This is a genomic window from Pedobacter paludis, from assembly GCF_003173575.1.
GTDB lineage: Bacteria > Bacteroidota > Bacteroidia > Sphingobacteriales > Sphingobacteriaceae > Pedobacter > Pedobacter paludis.
In genome coordinates, this window is the sequence record NZ_QGNY01000003.1 from 522,676 (window position 1) to 537,347 (window position 14,672).

Sequence of the window (14,672 nt, forward strand, 5' to 3'; positions counted from 1 at the left end):
ACGGCATCTGCCCGCTTTGGACCTATGTACTTTTATCACCTGCCTGTTTCTCCCGATCAGATTTTTCTCCCTTTATGCTTCAGGCCAAAGGCGTTTTCTCTCAATTCCATTCTTCTGTTACGAAGCACAACTTCAACTATCTTCTGGGCGGTCCACGGGACTATTTCCGCATTTACCCTTTCTTTATAGGGAAATCTCGTAGTAAATGCCGTAGACAGCTTTCGTGGATAGAACTGTGTGTCACCTACCGGGTCAAGGACGGTTTGGTTCGGCAGGCGCACCAGTAAATAATGCTTGGGCATTGTCTCCATTTCAGCCGAGATCTTTGCCTCTCTGCGATTCTGGGAATCATAAACGAATTCACAGTGCCTGTGATCTCCCAGATCGTGGAAATATCTGGTATTGATGATAACAGAAGGTAAATGTTCGTGTCTCAGTTCCTTTGCCTCTATCCAGAACGTGAATGCGTCATCGCCTATAAGCAACGTTGGACGTTTCCCGTCAATTCGCTCTTTGGTCTGTTTGTCCAGCAGTTGAAAAAGCTTGTTTTCTTTTATCGCTACCTCGTTAAGGCTGTCCAGGAGTCCTGGGCTTTTATCAAGCCGTGCGTTGAAAACAATTTTGGGAATCTTCACGATCTTCTCATAACCATCAGGATTACCCTGCTGCCAGGGTATGGATACGTTCCTGGTATCTGGATCATAACCGATCACCATGTGTCCCTTGATTTCCTGGAATGCATGAAACGAAATGGTATTACGCCTGTTTTCGACTTCTGCAAATTCTTCCCGGTGACGGACGATATCGAAAAGCGTATCGTACAGGGTTATCTGATCTCTTGGCCCTTCCATAAACATTGTCCTATCACCTATCTAACTCCAAGCCCTTTAGACCTGCCGTATATAATCTCTAAACTTTTAAGGCCCCTCAATTGTCTGTTGACATCAATTCGCCTGAGGATTTCAACTGGCCAACCAACCTTTTCACCTTTGTGTTTTTCATTGAAGGGCAATCTGGTCAGCAGATCTGTTGGAGCATTGCGTTCGCGAATGGAATATCCGACCTGATCGAGGGTCAGTTCATCCGGTATGCGCAAGAAAACTACATTCTTGGGGAGTTCCAGCATGGAACCCATCGGTAAATTTTCTTTTCTCTTCTCACTGGTATTGTATGGAAACTGAAACCCGTTTGTGCCATGTTCGCTGAAGTCTCCGTTAAGGCGTATGATTGTGAACCGTTTCTGTTCGCCTTCATCAACCTCCCCATTTTCCCTGAACAGTCTGCGGTTTGAGATATCTACTTTCCATTGGTCACCCATCAGATCGACTTGAGGCAGGTTTCCATTGAGCCTATTGGCGATAGCTTGGGTAACAATTCCTATGTTCCAACGGGAATAAAGCGCCTGAGCGTTCATATCCTTTAAGTAGTTTTGCGAAATCTCATTGTCCGGGCGCAATAGCTCGTTGGGCAAAACAATTTTTAGCAGGAGAAGGGGGTCAACGTTTTTATCGGTGAACACGTTATGCGGACGCCGCAAAACACTGTTGAATACCATTTCAGATGACCAGCCGTTGCGGTGGTACAGTGAAGAAAAAGGGATAACGTTTTCAGCTTTTTCGGTGTCCACGAACTGTCTGCGGCTGTAATCGGGTTCGAACACAGCTGAGCCGAAAAGTATCTGCCCTGCGCGATATATGATCTTATCTTCCATTGTCTTTTCTATAGGTTTTTTTATCCTTAACACTTGTACTTTTACCGTTCATATTGATGAATACCGATCGGCTCTTGATTTTGATCCGCTTTGGAATGGCCCGTTTGGCGAGTACTTTCATCATGCCATGTTCTCCATATTTGTGGCTCAGACCGTAGATGTAATAGATCATTCCGCCACCGCCAGCAAGTACGATACCTAGGGCAAGATATTGGGGAATTCCGATGTAGTACAGGATGAAGAACACCAATATCAGCCCGATCATGGCACCACCCATGTAAAAGATGTACTGTGCTTTGAGTCCCTTGAATTCTATACTCTTATTTATGCCCTTATTGATCTGATATACACTGTTTGCCATCTTATTTTATAGCTTATGTTTTACCTCACATTTTATTGCCTCTTTTTTTCCTGGTTTGTGATTGAGTGCTCTGCTCTACAGGCAGTCCCTTGGCGGCCCTGTTTTCCCTGATTTTAGCCGCTGCCAACTTGTCCCCATCCAAACTATAGACAGCATGATGAAGCTGTTTCACCCCGAACACGGTTGCATAGGAAAGACGGTGTACGCCTGCACGCACCAAGTGGATCCATTTCATAAATATTGGGAATACTGATATGTCGCCATGTGCAGGGCATCGCCAGGGCGGTCTCCATTTCCCGGGTGACATCGCGGTGCCTTTTACTATCGTAGATAAGCTGATAATTATCGGATTCCCCGCGAAAAAGTTCCTCTACATCTAAGGTCTTCCAAGGTTCCTTGACAAGTCTAAGTTGTCCCATATAACCATCAACGGTCCACCGATCATTCCCAAGTAGCACCTCTGGAAGTAATCCCATGTAATATCTGTTTCTGAAATCTTTGTCTATAACCAAAAAGTCGTTCTGCGCTCCTTGGGCATTTAGTTTTGCAATCAGCTTCTCGTCATTGGCAAAAGGTCTTTCCATCAATATTTCAGGAATGTTATACCTGTTAAAATCAGGTTTGTGATTATCAGAAGTTATCAGCTGCTCTCGATGCTTGTCATAATTGATGGCTGCGTTTCCGGCACCCTCTGATTGAAATGCGGAAAATGGAATTACGTTTTTCGTATCTGTTTCCGATACCCATTTCTTTTGCCCATAATCTGCCTCGAAAATCGTAAGGCCAATGAGTATCTGATCTTTCATTTGCATCTCTTCCATGGTCAATATCCTCTATGTTATCTTCGTCTGCTGCCCTGTTTATAAATGCTTCGCTTCGGTCTAAGCGTCCAATCATCCCGGATGTTATAGCTTACGCCCGCTGCGAATCCTTTTGTTGAGCTCTATGGTCTTCAGGTTACTGCTCACAAACAACGTTTTCTTCTTCACCATCCGAGCAAGGCTTTCATTGCTGGGAACCGCTGTAAAAGATATATGCGGCATTTTGTCCGCTTTGTAATTTCTCATCTCCTCCTCAAAGGGCACATTTTTCGCGTTTCTGTCGTAATAGAAACCTCCAAGTGCTTTATCGATCTTATCAAAGCCGATCGTGTTCCAGACGTTCGTACATTCCCTGAACCCATTTTTTATCGGATCAACATAAAACTCGGTGCCGTGGAGTTCAATTACCGGCAATTGCCCAAAATATGTCTGTGAATACTGATTGGGGTAACCCACCAATTGATCCATCCCCTTGGGATCCAGTGCGGGAAGAGGCCTGATCACCACATGCGTTACATCTGCATCCATAGGATAGGGTAACGAAGCTGCAGTTCCTTTTTTGCGGTCAAAATAAAATTCACTTCTGTCGGCAAAATTCTGCATGTCCGCGAGTCTGATACGGTTCCTTGGATCGCCTGCATCCCTGAGTTCACCCAGATAGGCATCTACCAAAAAACTAATCCCTTCTATCAAAATTTCCGGGAGTACCCTTGCTTCTGATTCTTTCATCACTTTTAATTATGGCCCGTGGGAGAAAATCCCACAGGCGTTCTCATTCAACCTAATCCTATCTTTATGATAGCCTCTGTATCGTCAGACCATTGCTGACAAAATTCTATGACTGCTTCAGCTCTCATGCGTGTTTAGTATCGAGCTCACTTTCTGCGTGACTGCATAGCGCAGAAACCTATCAGATTCTGTTGCCATTGAAAAATCATAGGCTTCAAAGATCTCTTTGCAGGCATCGATCATCAAGATTACCCTTTGGGTTAGCACTCCAGCTTCGCGAAGGGCCGTATATTCACGAGGGAATTCCGATTTCATCAGATCCCTCATGTACAGATATTTCGATGGACGGAGTTGTCGTGTAAGCGTTTCCAGGCAATTTTTGACTATCGCTTCTAGCGCAGCCCCTTCCTGTTCCATCGAGACAGCAAGTGGCATAATTCCATCGGTCTTCTCCCTCAGGTAGCATTCGACCTGGCCATTGCACTGTAATGAAAACATCAGGTCCGGGTTGTTTTCGAGAATGTAATTCCAAAGCCCGTCAAGTATGGATTTTCTTACCATTTCATCCCTTTTAGACCCCGAAGAACGATTTGATGATCGTGGTCACCACGACAAGAAAGATGCAGCTTCCAAACCAACTGGCCGCTACCTTGCTCGTATCCGGTTCCCCACTGTTCCATTTTGTATAGACCTTTACTGCCCCGATCAGTCCGAGAACTGCTCCCAGTGCATACATCAGTTTTGTACCCACACCGAAGTATCCGTTGACCTGGGTGGCTGCCGATTCTATTCCAGCCACGCCATCCTGGGCATACAGGGCGGCTCTAGCCACCAACATTAGCACTGTTAAAGCGAGTGCACGCTTGCTGCTGTTTTTTTTCCAAACACACCTTTTCATATTTCACACTTTTTAAGTTCACTCTAAAAACCTCCCGGATATCCGCCACCTTTTGTGGCGGAAACCGGGGGCCACTGGCCATATCGATCAACCTACACCTTAATCTACCTTTCACCCCACGATATGGGCCAGTGTATCCTCTCTGACTTCTTTTACATCTGCGTCCTACCTGCCATCTGAGACAGGTAGGGATGCAGCGCCATTACCCTCCGGCACAATTCTTTTTCTGTGGGCATTCGGCCCGTCCGGGGAATGGATATTAACTTTGTCTCAATTACCCGTTCCCTGTCCCTCCGCACACGCACCATGCGGAGGCGGGAAACAGATCGCCGTCCTGGCCTCCCAACCCATCCAATCTTTCCGTTCTCGCTGAGGTGGACGACGATAGCTCTTGTTGGCCATTATTTTTATTGCTTTCTCTATTCAACCTGTTCGGCAGTTAGCTGGCCCATAGTCCATCAACCTCTGTGGGATCGATCCCTGCTTCATGTTTATCGCTCTCTGAAATGATAAGGTCGTTGATGGCATCACGGTAGCTTGAATCTTTGAGTTGGGGGTGACCGTTGAGTAATGCTTTCAGGGTATTGCGGAGGGAACTACCATCCATTCCCGGATTCTGTGCAATCAAGCTTCTGATTTCAGATACCAGTAGCTCAACCTGGTCTATCGTGTCCTCGCTGGCTTCATAGAGTGATCCACTTGTTTCAGTTTTCTCTTCCGCCTCATCCTTCTCATTAAAGGTTTTCAGGCCCGCTTTTCTGCGTCTGTTCATCAGGGTCTTAACGTCAAATACATAGTACCTCAGGCCGATGTATATGTAGTAGAAAACTGCGATACCCGCTACTGCCAAAAGGTATTGGGCCCAACTAATTGTTTTAAACATGTCCATACTTTTTTTCTTTTTTTGGGGCCACGGCTATGGTGATGCCCGGTTAACAATTTCTGGATCAAAGTAAGCGCGTTTGAACACGCCCGTAAAGGGCAACCAGGAGTTGCCTCCCTATTGCCCCTATTGTAAGTGTCTGATAGTCAGAAGGAAAATATTTTATTTTTTTTAAAAAAAACAAGCGACAGGCGGGGAGCCTGTTCGAGCAGAGCCATGTAGGAAAGGGATATCATTAAATGCACAGTAATCTCGCTACAGGCTGTCGTAAAAAACCAAAAGCAGGACGAATGGCCCTGCTTTGAAATAATGATAAGGATCTGGAAGCTTAAAAGGATTTAACCTTCTCTATGACCTGTCTAATGCGTGATATTGCAAGCTCTGAATTCTGCTCACTGGCATATTGGGACCGTACTGCATCCAGAATGCCCTGCAGAGAGTTCACCATATCTTCTTTTCCAGAACCCAGGGCATCAAAACTGCCAACGTTGGAAATAAGATCTTCCAAAGTCTGGACAACGATCTCTTTATCGCGCTCCTCGGCATTGTAGGAATTTCCGCGCATGCTCTTCCAACTCAATTCCTCCCTTTCGGCACTGGACAGCAGGGGAACGATCTCTTTGAACACTGCATTCAATGAGCCTTCGAGTATCCCCGCCTCTTTGGCCCCGCGTAAGATCATACCCAGCTGGTCGCCGGATAATGTGGACTTGATCTTAAAGGCAACCTTTTTCTCTTCCTGTTTCGCTTCATATTCTTTTTTACTCACAAATCCAATCGTCTTGTTCTCCAGGTAGGAGATTTCATTTGCGAGATAATCTTTAAAGTATTCTTTGAGACCTGGATATAAGGGATTATAAATGACATCTGGAAGCTGGGGCAACTGGGTAATATTTTTCATCTGGAAGCGCATGAATTCCAGTTTACCCTCTACTGTCTCGTTGCTCTTTATGATATTATCCAATCCGATCGTGAAATATCTGATGCATGCTTTGCTGTTTAAGTTCCAGTAGACCAGGAGCTCGTGCAAAGATGGACAGTTCGTTATGGCACTTTGTTGACCGCCATGGTCCTCAGTATCCCGGACGATCAAAAGGTGGTAATCGGATTCTCTAACTTTTATAGGCTCATGCCGTTCGATCCTTGCGCAGAATTCATCCATAACGTCCATTACTATTGCTGTTACATGCTCTCCGTTCCCTCCCTTAGAAAGACTTTCCGACATACTTTGTTTTTTGGAAAGTATCAGTTCCCTGATTTCCATAAGCTGGGTAATTGGCAGGTGCCTTTCTCCGGTCAGATATTTTGCAAAGTTGATGTCAAAATATCTCACGAAATCTTCGAGTGCTTTGATGGTTTCGCTGATAATTGGCCTGAGCCCTGCAGCCTCGGTCCGGGGATGGTGCTGGTATTCGAACGCTTTGCCGATGAGAACGATAATGGCCTCATGGTGTTTTTCTATCAGCAATGCACTCTGGGGCTGTTCGGTTAGGGTAAAGTACTGGGCTTGTAACTCGCTTTTGAGCCGTTGCATCTCTTCCTTTAATTTCCATGAAAGCTGCTTGGACGCCTCCTCCAGCATAGGGAACGGGTGTAGAAATGATGGGTTAAGCTCATGGATGACAAAATTGTCAAGCCACTCGTACAAGTAGGATGATGTTTTCATACGTAGATTCGTTAATAGTAGCTGTTCTTAGTAAAGCTGATAAATCGATAATGATCGCATTTGTTTTAAAAAAAGGCTAAAACCATTTAGTCATCCGAAAAATGACTTTTCGATGACCTATCAACTCCATTACATGACACAGCAGTCGCGGTATAATTGCATCCGGCCGTAAATTTTTTTTTTTCAGCGGAAATAATTTTTTTTGTCCCTGAGAACCCTAAAAAAATTGTTAGCCAGTTCGCACTGTTGTGAAAACATTCCTGATCCATAACATTTCCATATGCGATTAACCTTCAAGGAAGCTGAAACCCTAACGCTCATAAAAAAGTATATCGAGGATCACCCAGTGGAAAGACTCTCCCTAGTTCATCTAGAGGATAGCTTTCAGCTAAACCGATCGAAGATGATAAAGGGATTCAAACTCATGTATGGAGAATCCATCATGGCTTACCACCTCACCATCCGGATGAACCATGCCCTGGAAATATTGAAATCAGGCGTGCAGGTGAAGGAGTTGGCCATCGCGATGGAGTATTCCTCCTCTAGTAGCTTTGCAAGGGCGTTCAGGCGCATACATGGTCACCCCCCAGAACATTTCCGATACTTCATGTCTTTGTTGGGAATTGGGATTATTACGGCAGAAATGTTGCTTGGTTGCATTTGAGGTGACTTTTTTGGTTAAATAATAAATTGAGACAAATACGGTATGAAGATTACCCTTTTGGTATCAATTGGAGAATTTAGGTATTGAGATTACCTAAAATGGGCGTTAGTTTATTGAATTATTGTCCCCGAAAGCATTAACTTTATTTCAGAATAAGGATAAGCGAATATAACGTTTGTTCTCTTCGAAAAATCAACACTTTTGTGTTATAACATCTACTTTTAGTTTCTCCTCAGTTAACCCATACAAATTGCTAATATAACACCAGCTAAAGCGAGCATTAATCTTAGCTTTTTTCATTAATTAAGGGAAGTCGTATACGTAGCACCCGATGTGCGGCTTTCCCTTGTTAAAATATTCTATTCGCATTTTTTTGATTTAAGCTTGCGCTAACCGTTCAGCCTGTAGTTAGATAAGGGTGGGCCCACCCCTGTCATGCTCTCAGTTCTCGACAATATAGGTAACAAACTATGAGCCTGTGGTTGTGTTTACATACACTATTAATATCAGCGAAAGAAAGCTTGCTTGCCCAACATGAAGCATTGCTCACAAGGCTTTGTTAAAGTGTACGGCGGGATTATAAACGAATGAGATGAAATGGCCCAACCATACTAAAATCTGTGACTTAGATCTATGTCAAAGGGGGTAACCCGAAAACCCTTGAAAAGAGTAGGGAAAATCCAAAAACAATAAAAAACATTTTTTATGAAAAAGGCGAAAATTCTTTTAACCGGTATGGCAGTGTTCGCAGTAGTAGGTGGCGTAATGGCAACCAGAGCGAACAGGGGTGCAATTATTTACTGTACCAATCAACCTAACCTGACAGCAACATCCACTGTGCTCAACAAACGCCTGACCGCAGTTGGTGCTGTTACCACCTATTGTACAGCGGTTTATTCAGCACCTGCTCCTTCAACATTTACAACTACTCAGAGCTAAATGTTAGTGGAGGTGGCAAAAGCTACCTCCACAACTTTTTTCGCAACTAATTCGAAGTATTTATCATGTATGGCAATGCCAAGTGATCTTCATGCGAATCGTTAACAATGCTGATAGTTGTGTATATACAGCAAATATCTAAGTAAAGCTATATTCTATGCCCATCTACGTGTGTTTTTTGGATTTAGTTACCACCGGAAGCACCGTCACCGCCCATCCACCTTTTCAGATTGCCTTTTTTGAGGAAGAAATTATAGAAATCATCTAGCTTTTTGGTGAAGTCAACTTCACTTTCATGGTGATAAATACTGTGCGCACCTAGCCGATATTGTAATAGCCACACCTTTTTGCGCTGCCTCCGCAATGCAGTAAACATTTCTACTCCCTGGGAGAAATCGATGATATCATCTTTTTTATTGTTTACAAGCAATAATGGAGTAGTCACACGGTAGGACTGTAATACAGGTGAGTTTTTCAGATATATTTCAGGGTTATCCCATAAGGTAGCACCGATCCTTCCCTGACCTCTCTCCGCCCATTCGCGATGGTAAGGCATGCCATCTCCCTGGGTGACGTTGCCGATTGCAGCGACAAGGTCGGAAAGCCCGGAAACCGCCACTGCAGCGGCAAATTTATTTGTTTGAGTGATAATGTGAAGCACTTCATTCGCCCCATAACTATGTCCGTTCAGGCCCACTCGAAGCGTATCAGCCCACTGTTGTGATTTTATAAAATCATAACCACCCATGATGCAGTCCATGATAGATTCACCAGGTCTCCCTGCTTCCACCTCGATGTCCGGAACGAAAACCACGTAATCTTGATTGACCATCCATGGTATATTGATCTCATCATGTGCATAGTCCGGGAATAGAAAAAGATTTTGTTTGTATGACCTGACTTCGTAAAACTGAAAAATTACCGGGTATTTCTTTTGCTTATCAAAACCCTGCGGAAAATAGATTAGGCCCTTTGCCGTCTTTTGCCTCCTGGTCGGATAGGAAAACAGCTGCACCCGTGGCCAATTATATCTGATGGCCGGGTTCATATCGCTAACGGGCATGAAATCCTTAAAATTGTTGGTGAATGCATAATTGGGCTGCTGGGTAGAGGATTCTCTTTTGACCAGCCATAAGTCTTTGCCCGAGGCTTTGACCATCTGGGTTCCGGGAAATTCTCCCATGTTGTCAAGACCATAAAAAAAACCGTCATTACTTAATTTTTTCAGGCCACGTCCAGAGAGGCTGTAAAAATTGTTCTTGTTATCATTGAATGAAAACCCAGTAAGCAATGCGGTTTCTGAAGTGACATCTGGCTTGAGGGCACGTAATTCCACAAATCTAAAGATCGTGTGGTTGTCCCGGCCCTTAAAATCCGTGAGATTTCTCGCCGGTCTTTTATGGTCCTTATCCAATAACCAGATATCATAGTCATCATAAATAATGATGTCACCACTCTTGGTAAAGCCGCCAAAGGTCACAAATCGTTTTAAAGAATCACCTGGATAGTTATGCTCCCTGTTACTGGAAATGGCAAGGTTCAAAGTTAGTGGCAGGCTTACCATTGTATTTAAATCGACCTGGATAAAGTCCTGTAGCTTCTCATTGTAACCCACTATAAACTTGCCGTTCGGAGAAATTCTGACATAGTTCAAATCGACGATTTTCTTCTCCATCGTTCGAAGATTCAACAGTGTTGAACGAACATAGGCCGAATCGTTCCAGTATCGCTCGCTATAAATTCCCGCAACTTTCGAAATAAAGGCGTAACCTGTGCTGCCCAGCGACTCGAACGCCTCTGTATCGGAGTTTGCAATAAAATAGGAATCGTGGTCCGTATTGTAAACACCGATGGATTTGTTTTTGAGATAACTGACACCTGCAAGCTGCGCAGATTTGAGCAATGGCGCCTTATAATCCCAGACATCGACAATGTCATTTTCTTTGTCGTGGCTTTCCGAAGGATTTTTCAGGGTATAGAGAATGATATCTTGGCTGGCGAAGCTCTTCAGACTTTCGATATCAGGTATAGGCCTGGAGACATATCTTGACTTACTTTTGAGGTCTATGGAGATTATCCTCTCTTCATCGTCAAGGTAGGCGACTTTAAGATAACTTTTGTCAAAGATGATATCAGTTGTTGTCTGCGGAACTGTTATCTGTTCAGAATCAAACCTGGATAGGTTAATAATGTTCAGGTTTACTCCGGTATTGATTGAAGATTGCACTACGATGAAATCATTGTCGCTATCGATTCGAAACTCTGACACGTCCCGAAGCGTAAGTTGCCTTTTAGCTGACAGATCAGCAACGGTTAAACTGCCGTTCTTTAGATATAATACTTCGTAAAACCTTCCCTTGGAAGAAAATTGTTTGTAATCCTTTAACTGGACAGTGTGTGAAACCTCGGCTGTTCCAAGGTGCTGCGTGAATAATGTGTCACCGGAACGGTACCAGAATTCGTTTGGTTTATAGGAAAAATTCTTTTCATAAACATTGGTGAGGTGCTTGACCCATTTGCCGTCCATCGACTTAAGAACCGTTTCCAGCGGACGGTTGGCTCTTGAGATATCATAGGAAAAATAATTCCCTTGGGTACTTATCCGGCCTTCCGAAACCCTTGGCCAGGTGTCGAGCGCGTTGAAATCCAATGGGATATTCTGGCTATGTGAGATGCCGATGCTCAATACACAGGCCGTTAAAAAGGTTTGTGTTAACTTATAGATATTCATTGTAGCTTTTTCAATATTGATAATAAATGTAGCTTGTTGCTCTGCGAGGCACTTTCAGTGTATCCGCCCTTATGTGATGCCCAGACATCCGACTAGATTTTGCTTTTCTGGTCAGGATCTGAGGGACTGCATTTTACCTTCACATGAAAGTGATTTGAAGAACGTCAATAAATGGGAGGGCCGGAGTTCACTTGAAATGGTTATTCAAAGGTTGTAGGAGAGGTGCTCCGGCCTGTCCCTTTGCGCTTCGATTCATCACTTTCTCCACACCTATAAATTGGATCAGTTCTATGATAAAATTTTAAACAAATCCCTTAGCCACCTATAACTGCCAAGGTCCATCCAGTCCATATCACTTTTGAACGATCATTCATTTTTTGGTGGCTTCGGGCCAGGTAGGTTGTGATCGCACCATCTTTTCAATAATCTTCAAATAGTCATTGGTGAAGGGGGTAGGACTTTTCCGCTCGATAGCATTTTGTTGCTCCACTATGATGGCATTTCGTTCCCAGCTTAGTGCCTCGTCTATTCTGCCAAGACGGTAGAGTATGTTCGCTTTGGTATCGTACAACTGTATATTCGGTTCAGGTGTATCCAGAACAAAGGCCTCATTGATCCATTTCAAAGCAATGTTGAGCGCAACAGTGTCCGGGGTAGCTTCAAATAGTTCCCATGCTGCTGCGTTTAGCATCCAGGCATCACCGTATCCAGGTTTGGTCCTATTTTGTTTGGATTCTAAGGGGACGGAATGCATCTGCTCGTCTTTGATCATGGCAAATTTCCGCCAATCTTTTTTTTGGTAATAGTATTCTACCTTGGCATCATTAATCAGTCCGACAGCATCTATATTTGGGTAATTTAGTTTAACTTTGCCCTCCAGTCTGTTCCAGTCCACAGCGTCCTTGTATGTCGTGTCGTTCAGTTTTACCTTCTGCCATATCTCCCAATTGTATACAGAAGATTCTATAATGTGTCGGGATAAGCCTGTAATCCTGGAAGTTTTGTCCACTTTGTCTGCATTCCGTTCGATTATTTTGAACAACCTACTTCCAGGTCTCAAATAAGCCTGGTTTTTTTCTATCAAAAAAAGATTTTCCTTGTTTAATATTTTGTCTTGCGTCAACTGGTTCAGATAAATGTTCATATAACGATCGGCAAGGCTATCGGCAATCTCTTTTTTTCCCTCTTTTTTTGTTATGGCAATCAGCGCTGGAAACTCTTCAAACCTAAGTTTGTTAAGCCTGAAAGCGGTAATATTCTGCAATATCCTGGCTTTTGGATATAAAGCTGTTTTTCCGATTTCAATGAAATCATCACTGCTTTTTAGGCCAAGGTCCCGATTTAACAAGATGCCATCGCTGGAGAGGAAAAGATAACTTGGAAAGGCTTTGACGTCAAATTTAGACTGTAAATCGGCCACATCCTGATACAAACGCTTGACAGCTTCATCATCATTATTGGTTTTATCAAATTGTAGTTTGATATTGATGAAATTTTCATTAAAAAACTTTCCAACCTCAGTATTGGAATAAACGTTTTTATCCATGGCTTTGCATGGGCCGCACCAAGTTGTAAAGGCATCTATGAATATCGGTCTGTCCAACTGCTGCGCAGCTTTGTAGGCCTCTGTTAAACTTTTTATTTCTGAGAATTTGATTCCTTCCTGTGCACGCAAATGCTGGCTGCAAAGGCAGTAAATGCCAACTAGCATGCCTTGTAATAATAACTTGATCATATAAAAAAATAAAGGCTGGATAACATTAAAACGGATACCCAGACAAGTTTCAGTATCCTGGATTTTGAATTAGGTTGGGATCGCGATTGATATCATTGATAGGAATAGGATATAAAGCCCATTTTGGATCCCATGTCGTCCCTTTTGCTAAAGCAGCTTGGACCATGACGTCATTTATTTTTCCGGTTCTTTTCAGGTCAAGCCAACGATGGCCCCACTCGGTAAATAACTCGACCTGTCTTTCATGAATGATTTTGCTCAAAGCATCTGCGGTAGAATTGCTGGACAACCCGGAAAGGCCGGCACGGCGACGGATTACATTTAAATCCTCCATGGCCGTCACGAAGTGCTGTTGCATGGCTCTTGCCTCGGCACGGATGAGATATTGCTCAGACAATCTGAGCACTATCGGAAATTCGACGGTTTCGGTATTGACTTTGCCTACCTGATATTTATATGCGTAATTGTAAGTTGTTCCCTGGACCGTTAAACTATTGGTCCATTGGGTTTTCCGCTGGTCGCCAGCTTCGAAACTGTCGATGAGCTGGGGATTCAGGTAAACGGTATAGATATCGGACGGTCCAGAGGGGGGGAGATTGAACAATGCGCCTTCTCCGGTATTCTGGCCAGTACCTGAATTCACAGGCTGAAGTGCCCAAATGGTTTCCTTGCTGTTCTTCAAAAATACCAAGCTGAGTGGGACAGTATCATAAGAACCGTTGGCAATTACCTCAGAAGCCTGATTTTCTGCTGTTATATAATCGGAAGTATAAAGCGCAACACGTGACAATAATGCCGCAGCGGCCATTTTCGTTGGCCGAACCCGATCGGTTGTCGTTGTCGTCAGATTGCCCGCCAGATAATTGCTGCTCAGCAATTCTTTGGCACGTATCAGGTCTGACTTGATCTGCGCATAAACCAGATTCTGTGGCGAGCGTGCCAAGGTCCGGGTGATGGAATAATCCGTTGTAAGTGCAATAGGAACCTCACCATACAGGTTCGTGAGATAAAAATAATAAAGACCCCGCAGAAAGTAAGACTCACCCAATAATTGCTTTTTGATATCAGCCGTAAGGGAGTTACTTGCAGTAAGACCGGCAATTGCCGAATTGATCTGGAATATTCTCGAATAAGAACTCTCCCAAAAGTCCGTGCCCGTCAGGGTATTTATGGTTAGTGAATTCTTATAGTAACTGTAAAGCGGCGAAGTACTGTTGATGCTGCTGAACAGCTTAAGTTCGTCCGCAGATAGTCCAGGATATAGACACATATGTGTGATATCGTCACCGCTAGATCCTGCAATTGCTCCATTTTTAGCGCTCATCTGGGAGAATATCCCTGTGACTACTGATATTGCGGTACCGTCTTGAAGGAACACATTGTCTGTATTGAGTTTGGTGGTAGGCGGATCGACTTCTACAAACTTTTTACATGCTGGCAGAAGCATCAGCAAACAGATCGCTGCCAGAGAAGCCAGGTTTATGCGTTGCAAGGTTGATTTATTTAAAGATGTAATTTTCATTTTGAATGCGTT

General features: G+C 43.8%; 14 protein-coding genes. 2 read left to right on the plus strand and 12 right to left on the minus strand.

Annotation, left to right across the window (positions count from 1 at the left end; translation table 11 throughout):
* Window positions 1-56 precede the first annotated feature (56 nt).
* The 9 genes from DF947_RS10505 to DF947_RS10545 all read right to left on the minus strand — a co-directional run bounded on the left by DF947_RS10505 (window position 57) and on the right by DF947_RS10545 (window position 7,069).
* Window positions 57-851, minus strand: a complete 795-nt coding sequence (locus tag DF947_RS10505; protein WP_146202899.1) for a hypothetical protein — start codon at window positions 849-851, stop codon at window positions 57-59.
* A 17-nt stretch (window positions 852-868) separates the two neighbouring features.
* The gene (locus DF947_RS10510; RefSeq protein WP_109929640.1) at window positions 869-1,711 is read right to left on the minus strand and encodes a hypothetical protein; all 843 of its coding nucleotides are present in this window, start codon (window positions 1,709-1,711) and stop codon (window positions 869-871) included.
* Window positions 1,701-2,072, minus strand: coding sequence for a DUF4133 domain-containing protein (locus DF947_RS10515; protein WP_109929641.1), 372 nt, complete (start codon window positions 2,070-2,072; stop codon window positions 1,701-1,703). Before DF947_RS10515 ends, DF947_RS10510 begins: the two co-directional genes overlap by 11 nt.
* A gap of 143 nt (window positions 2,073-2,215) precedes the next feature.
* On the minus strand, window positions 2,216-2,893 hold the full coding sequence (locus DF947_RS10520) for a hypothetical protein (protein WP_109929642.1): 678 nt from the start codon (window positions 2,891-2,893) through the stop codon (window positions 2,216-2,218).
* Window positions 2,894-2,977: 84 nt separating this feature from the next.
* Window positions 2,978-3,622, minus strand: a complete 645-nt coding sequence (locus DF947_RS10525) for a hypothetical protein (protein WP_109929643.1) — start codon at window positions 3,620-3,622, stop codon at window positions 2,978-2,980.
* Between the two features lie 117 nt (window positions 3,623-3,739).
* Window positions 3,740-4,183, minus strand: a complete 444-nt coding sequence (locus DF947_RS10530) for a hypothetical protein (protein ID WP_109929644.1) — start codon at window positions 4,181-4,183, stop codon at window positions 3,740-3,742.
* Between the two features lie 10 nt (window positions 4,184-4,193).
* The gene (locus DF947_RS10535) at window positions 4,194-4,520 is read right to left on the minus strand and encodes a DUF4134 domain-containing protein (RefSeq protein ID WP_109929645.1); all 327 of its coding nucleotides are present in this window, start codon (window positions 4,518-4,520) and stop codon (window positions 4,194-4,196) included.
* 439 nt (window positions 4,521-4,959) lie between these two features.
* Complete coding sequence (locus tag DF947_RS10540; protein WP_158526256.1) at window positions 4,960-5,409, minus strand: hypothetical protein; 450 nt, start codon at window positions 5,407-5,409, stop codon at window positions 4,960-4,962.
* A gap of 322 nt (window positions 5,410-5,731) precedes the next feature.
* Window positions 5,732-7,069, minus strand: a complete 1,338-nt coding sequence (locus DF947_RS10545; protein WP_109929647.1) for a hypothetical protein — start codon at window positions 7,067-7,069, stop codon at window positions 5,732-5,734.
* A 280-nt stretch (window positions 7,070-7,349) separates the two neighbouring features.
* On the opposite strand from DF947_RS10545, the gene DF947_RS10550 reads away from it, so the two are divergent.
* Window positions 7,350-7,733, plus strand: coding sequence for a helix-turn-helix domain-containing protein (locus tag DF947_RS10550; RefSeq protein ID WP_109929648.1), 384 nt, complete (start codon window positions 7,350-7,352; stop codon window positions 7,731-7,733).
* Between the two features lie 705 nt (window positions 7,734-8,438).
* Entirely contained in the window at window positions 8,439-8,672 is a 234-nt protein-coding gene (locus tag DF947_RS10555) for a hypothetical protein (RefSeq protein ID WP_109929649.1), read from the plus strand.
* A 184-nt stretch (window positions 8,673-8,856) separates the two neighbouring features.
* On the opposite strand, the gene DF947_RS10560 is transcribed toward DF947_RS10555, so the two are convergent.
* From DF947_RS10560 to DF947_RS10570, 3 genes are all read right to left on the minus strand, one after another.
* The gene (locus DF947_RS10560; RefSeq protein ID WP_109929650.1) at window positions 8,857-11,403 is read right to left on the minus strand and encodes an alpha/beta hydrolase family protein; all 2,547 of its coding nucleotides are present in this window, start codon (window positions 11,401-11,403) and stop codon (window positions 8,857-8,859) included.
* Between the two features lie 370 nt (window positions 11,404-11,773).
* A complete protein-coding gene (locus tag DF947_RS10565; protein ID WP_109929651.1) occupies window positions 11,774-13,138 on the minus strand; it encodes a thioredoxin family protein in 1,365 nt (454 codons plus the stop codon).
* Between the two features lie 49 nt (window positions 13,139-13,187).
* Complete coding sequence (locus DF947_RS10570; protein WP_109929652.1) at window positions 13,188-14,660, minus strand: RagB/SusD family nutrient uptake outer membrane protein; 1,473 nt, start codon at window positions 14,658-14,660, stop codon at window positions 13,188-13,190.
* Window positions 14,661-14,672: the final 12 nt, after the last annotated feature.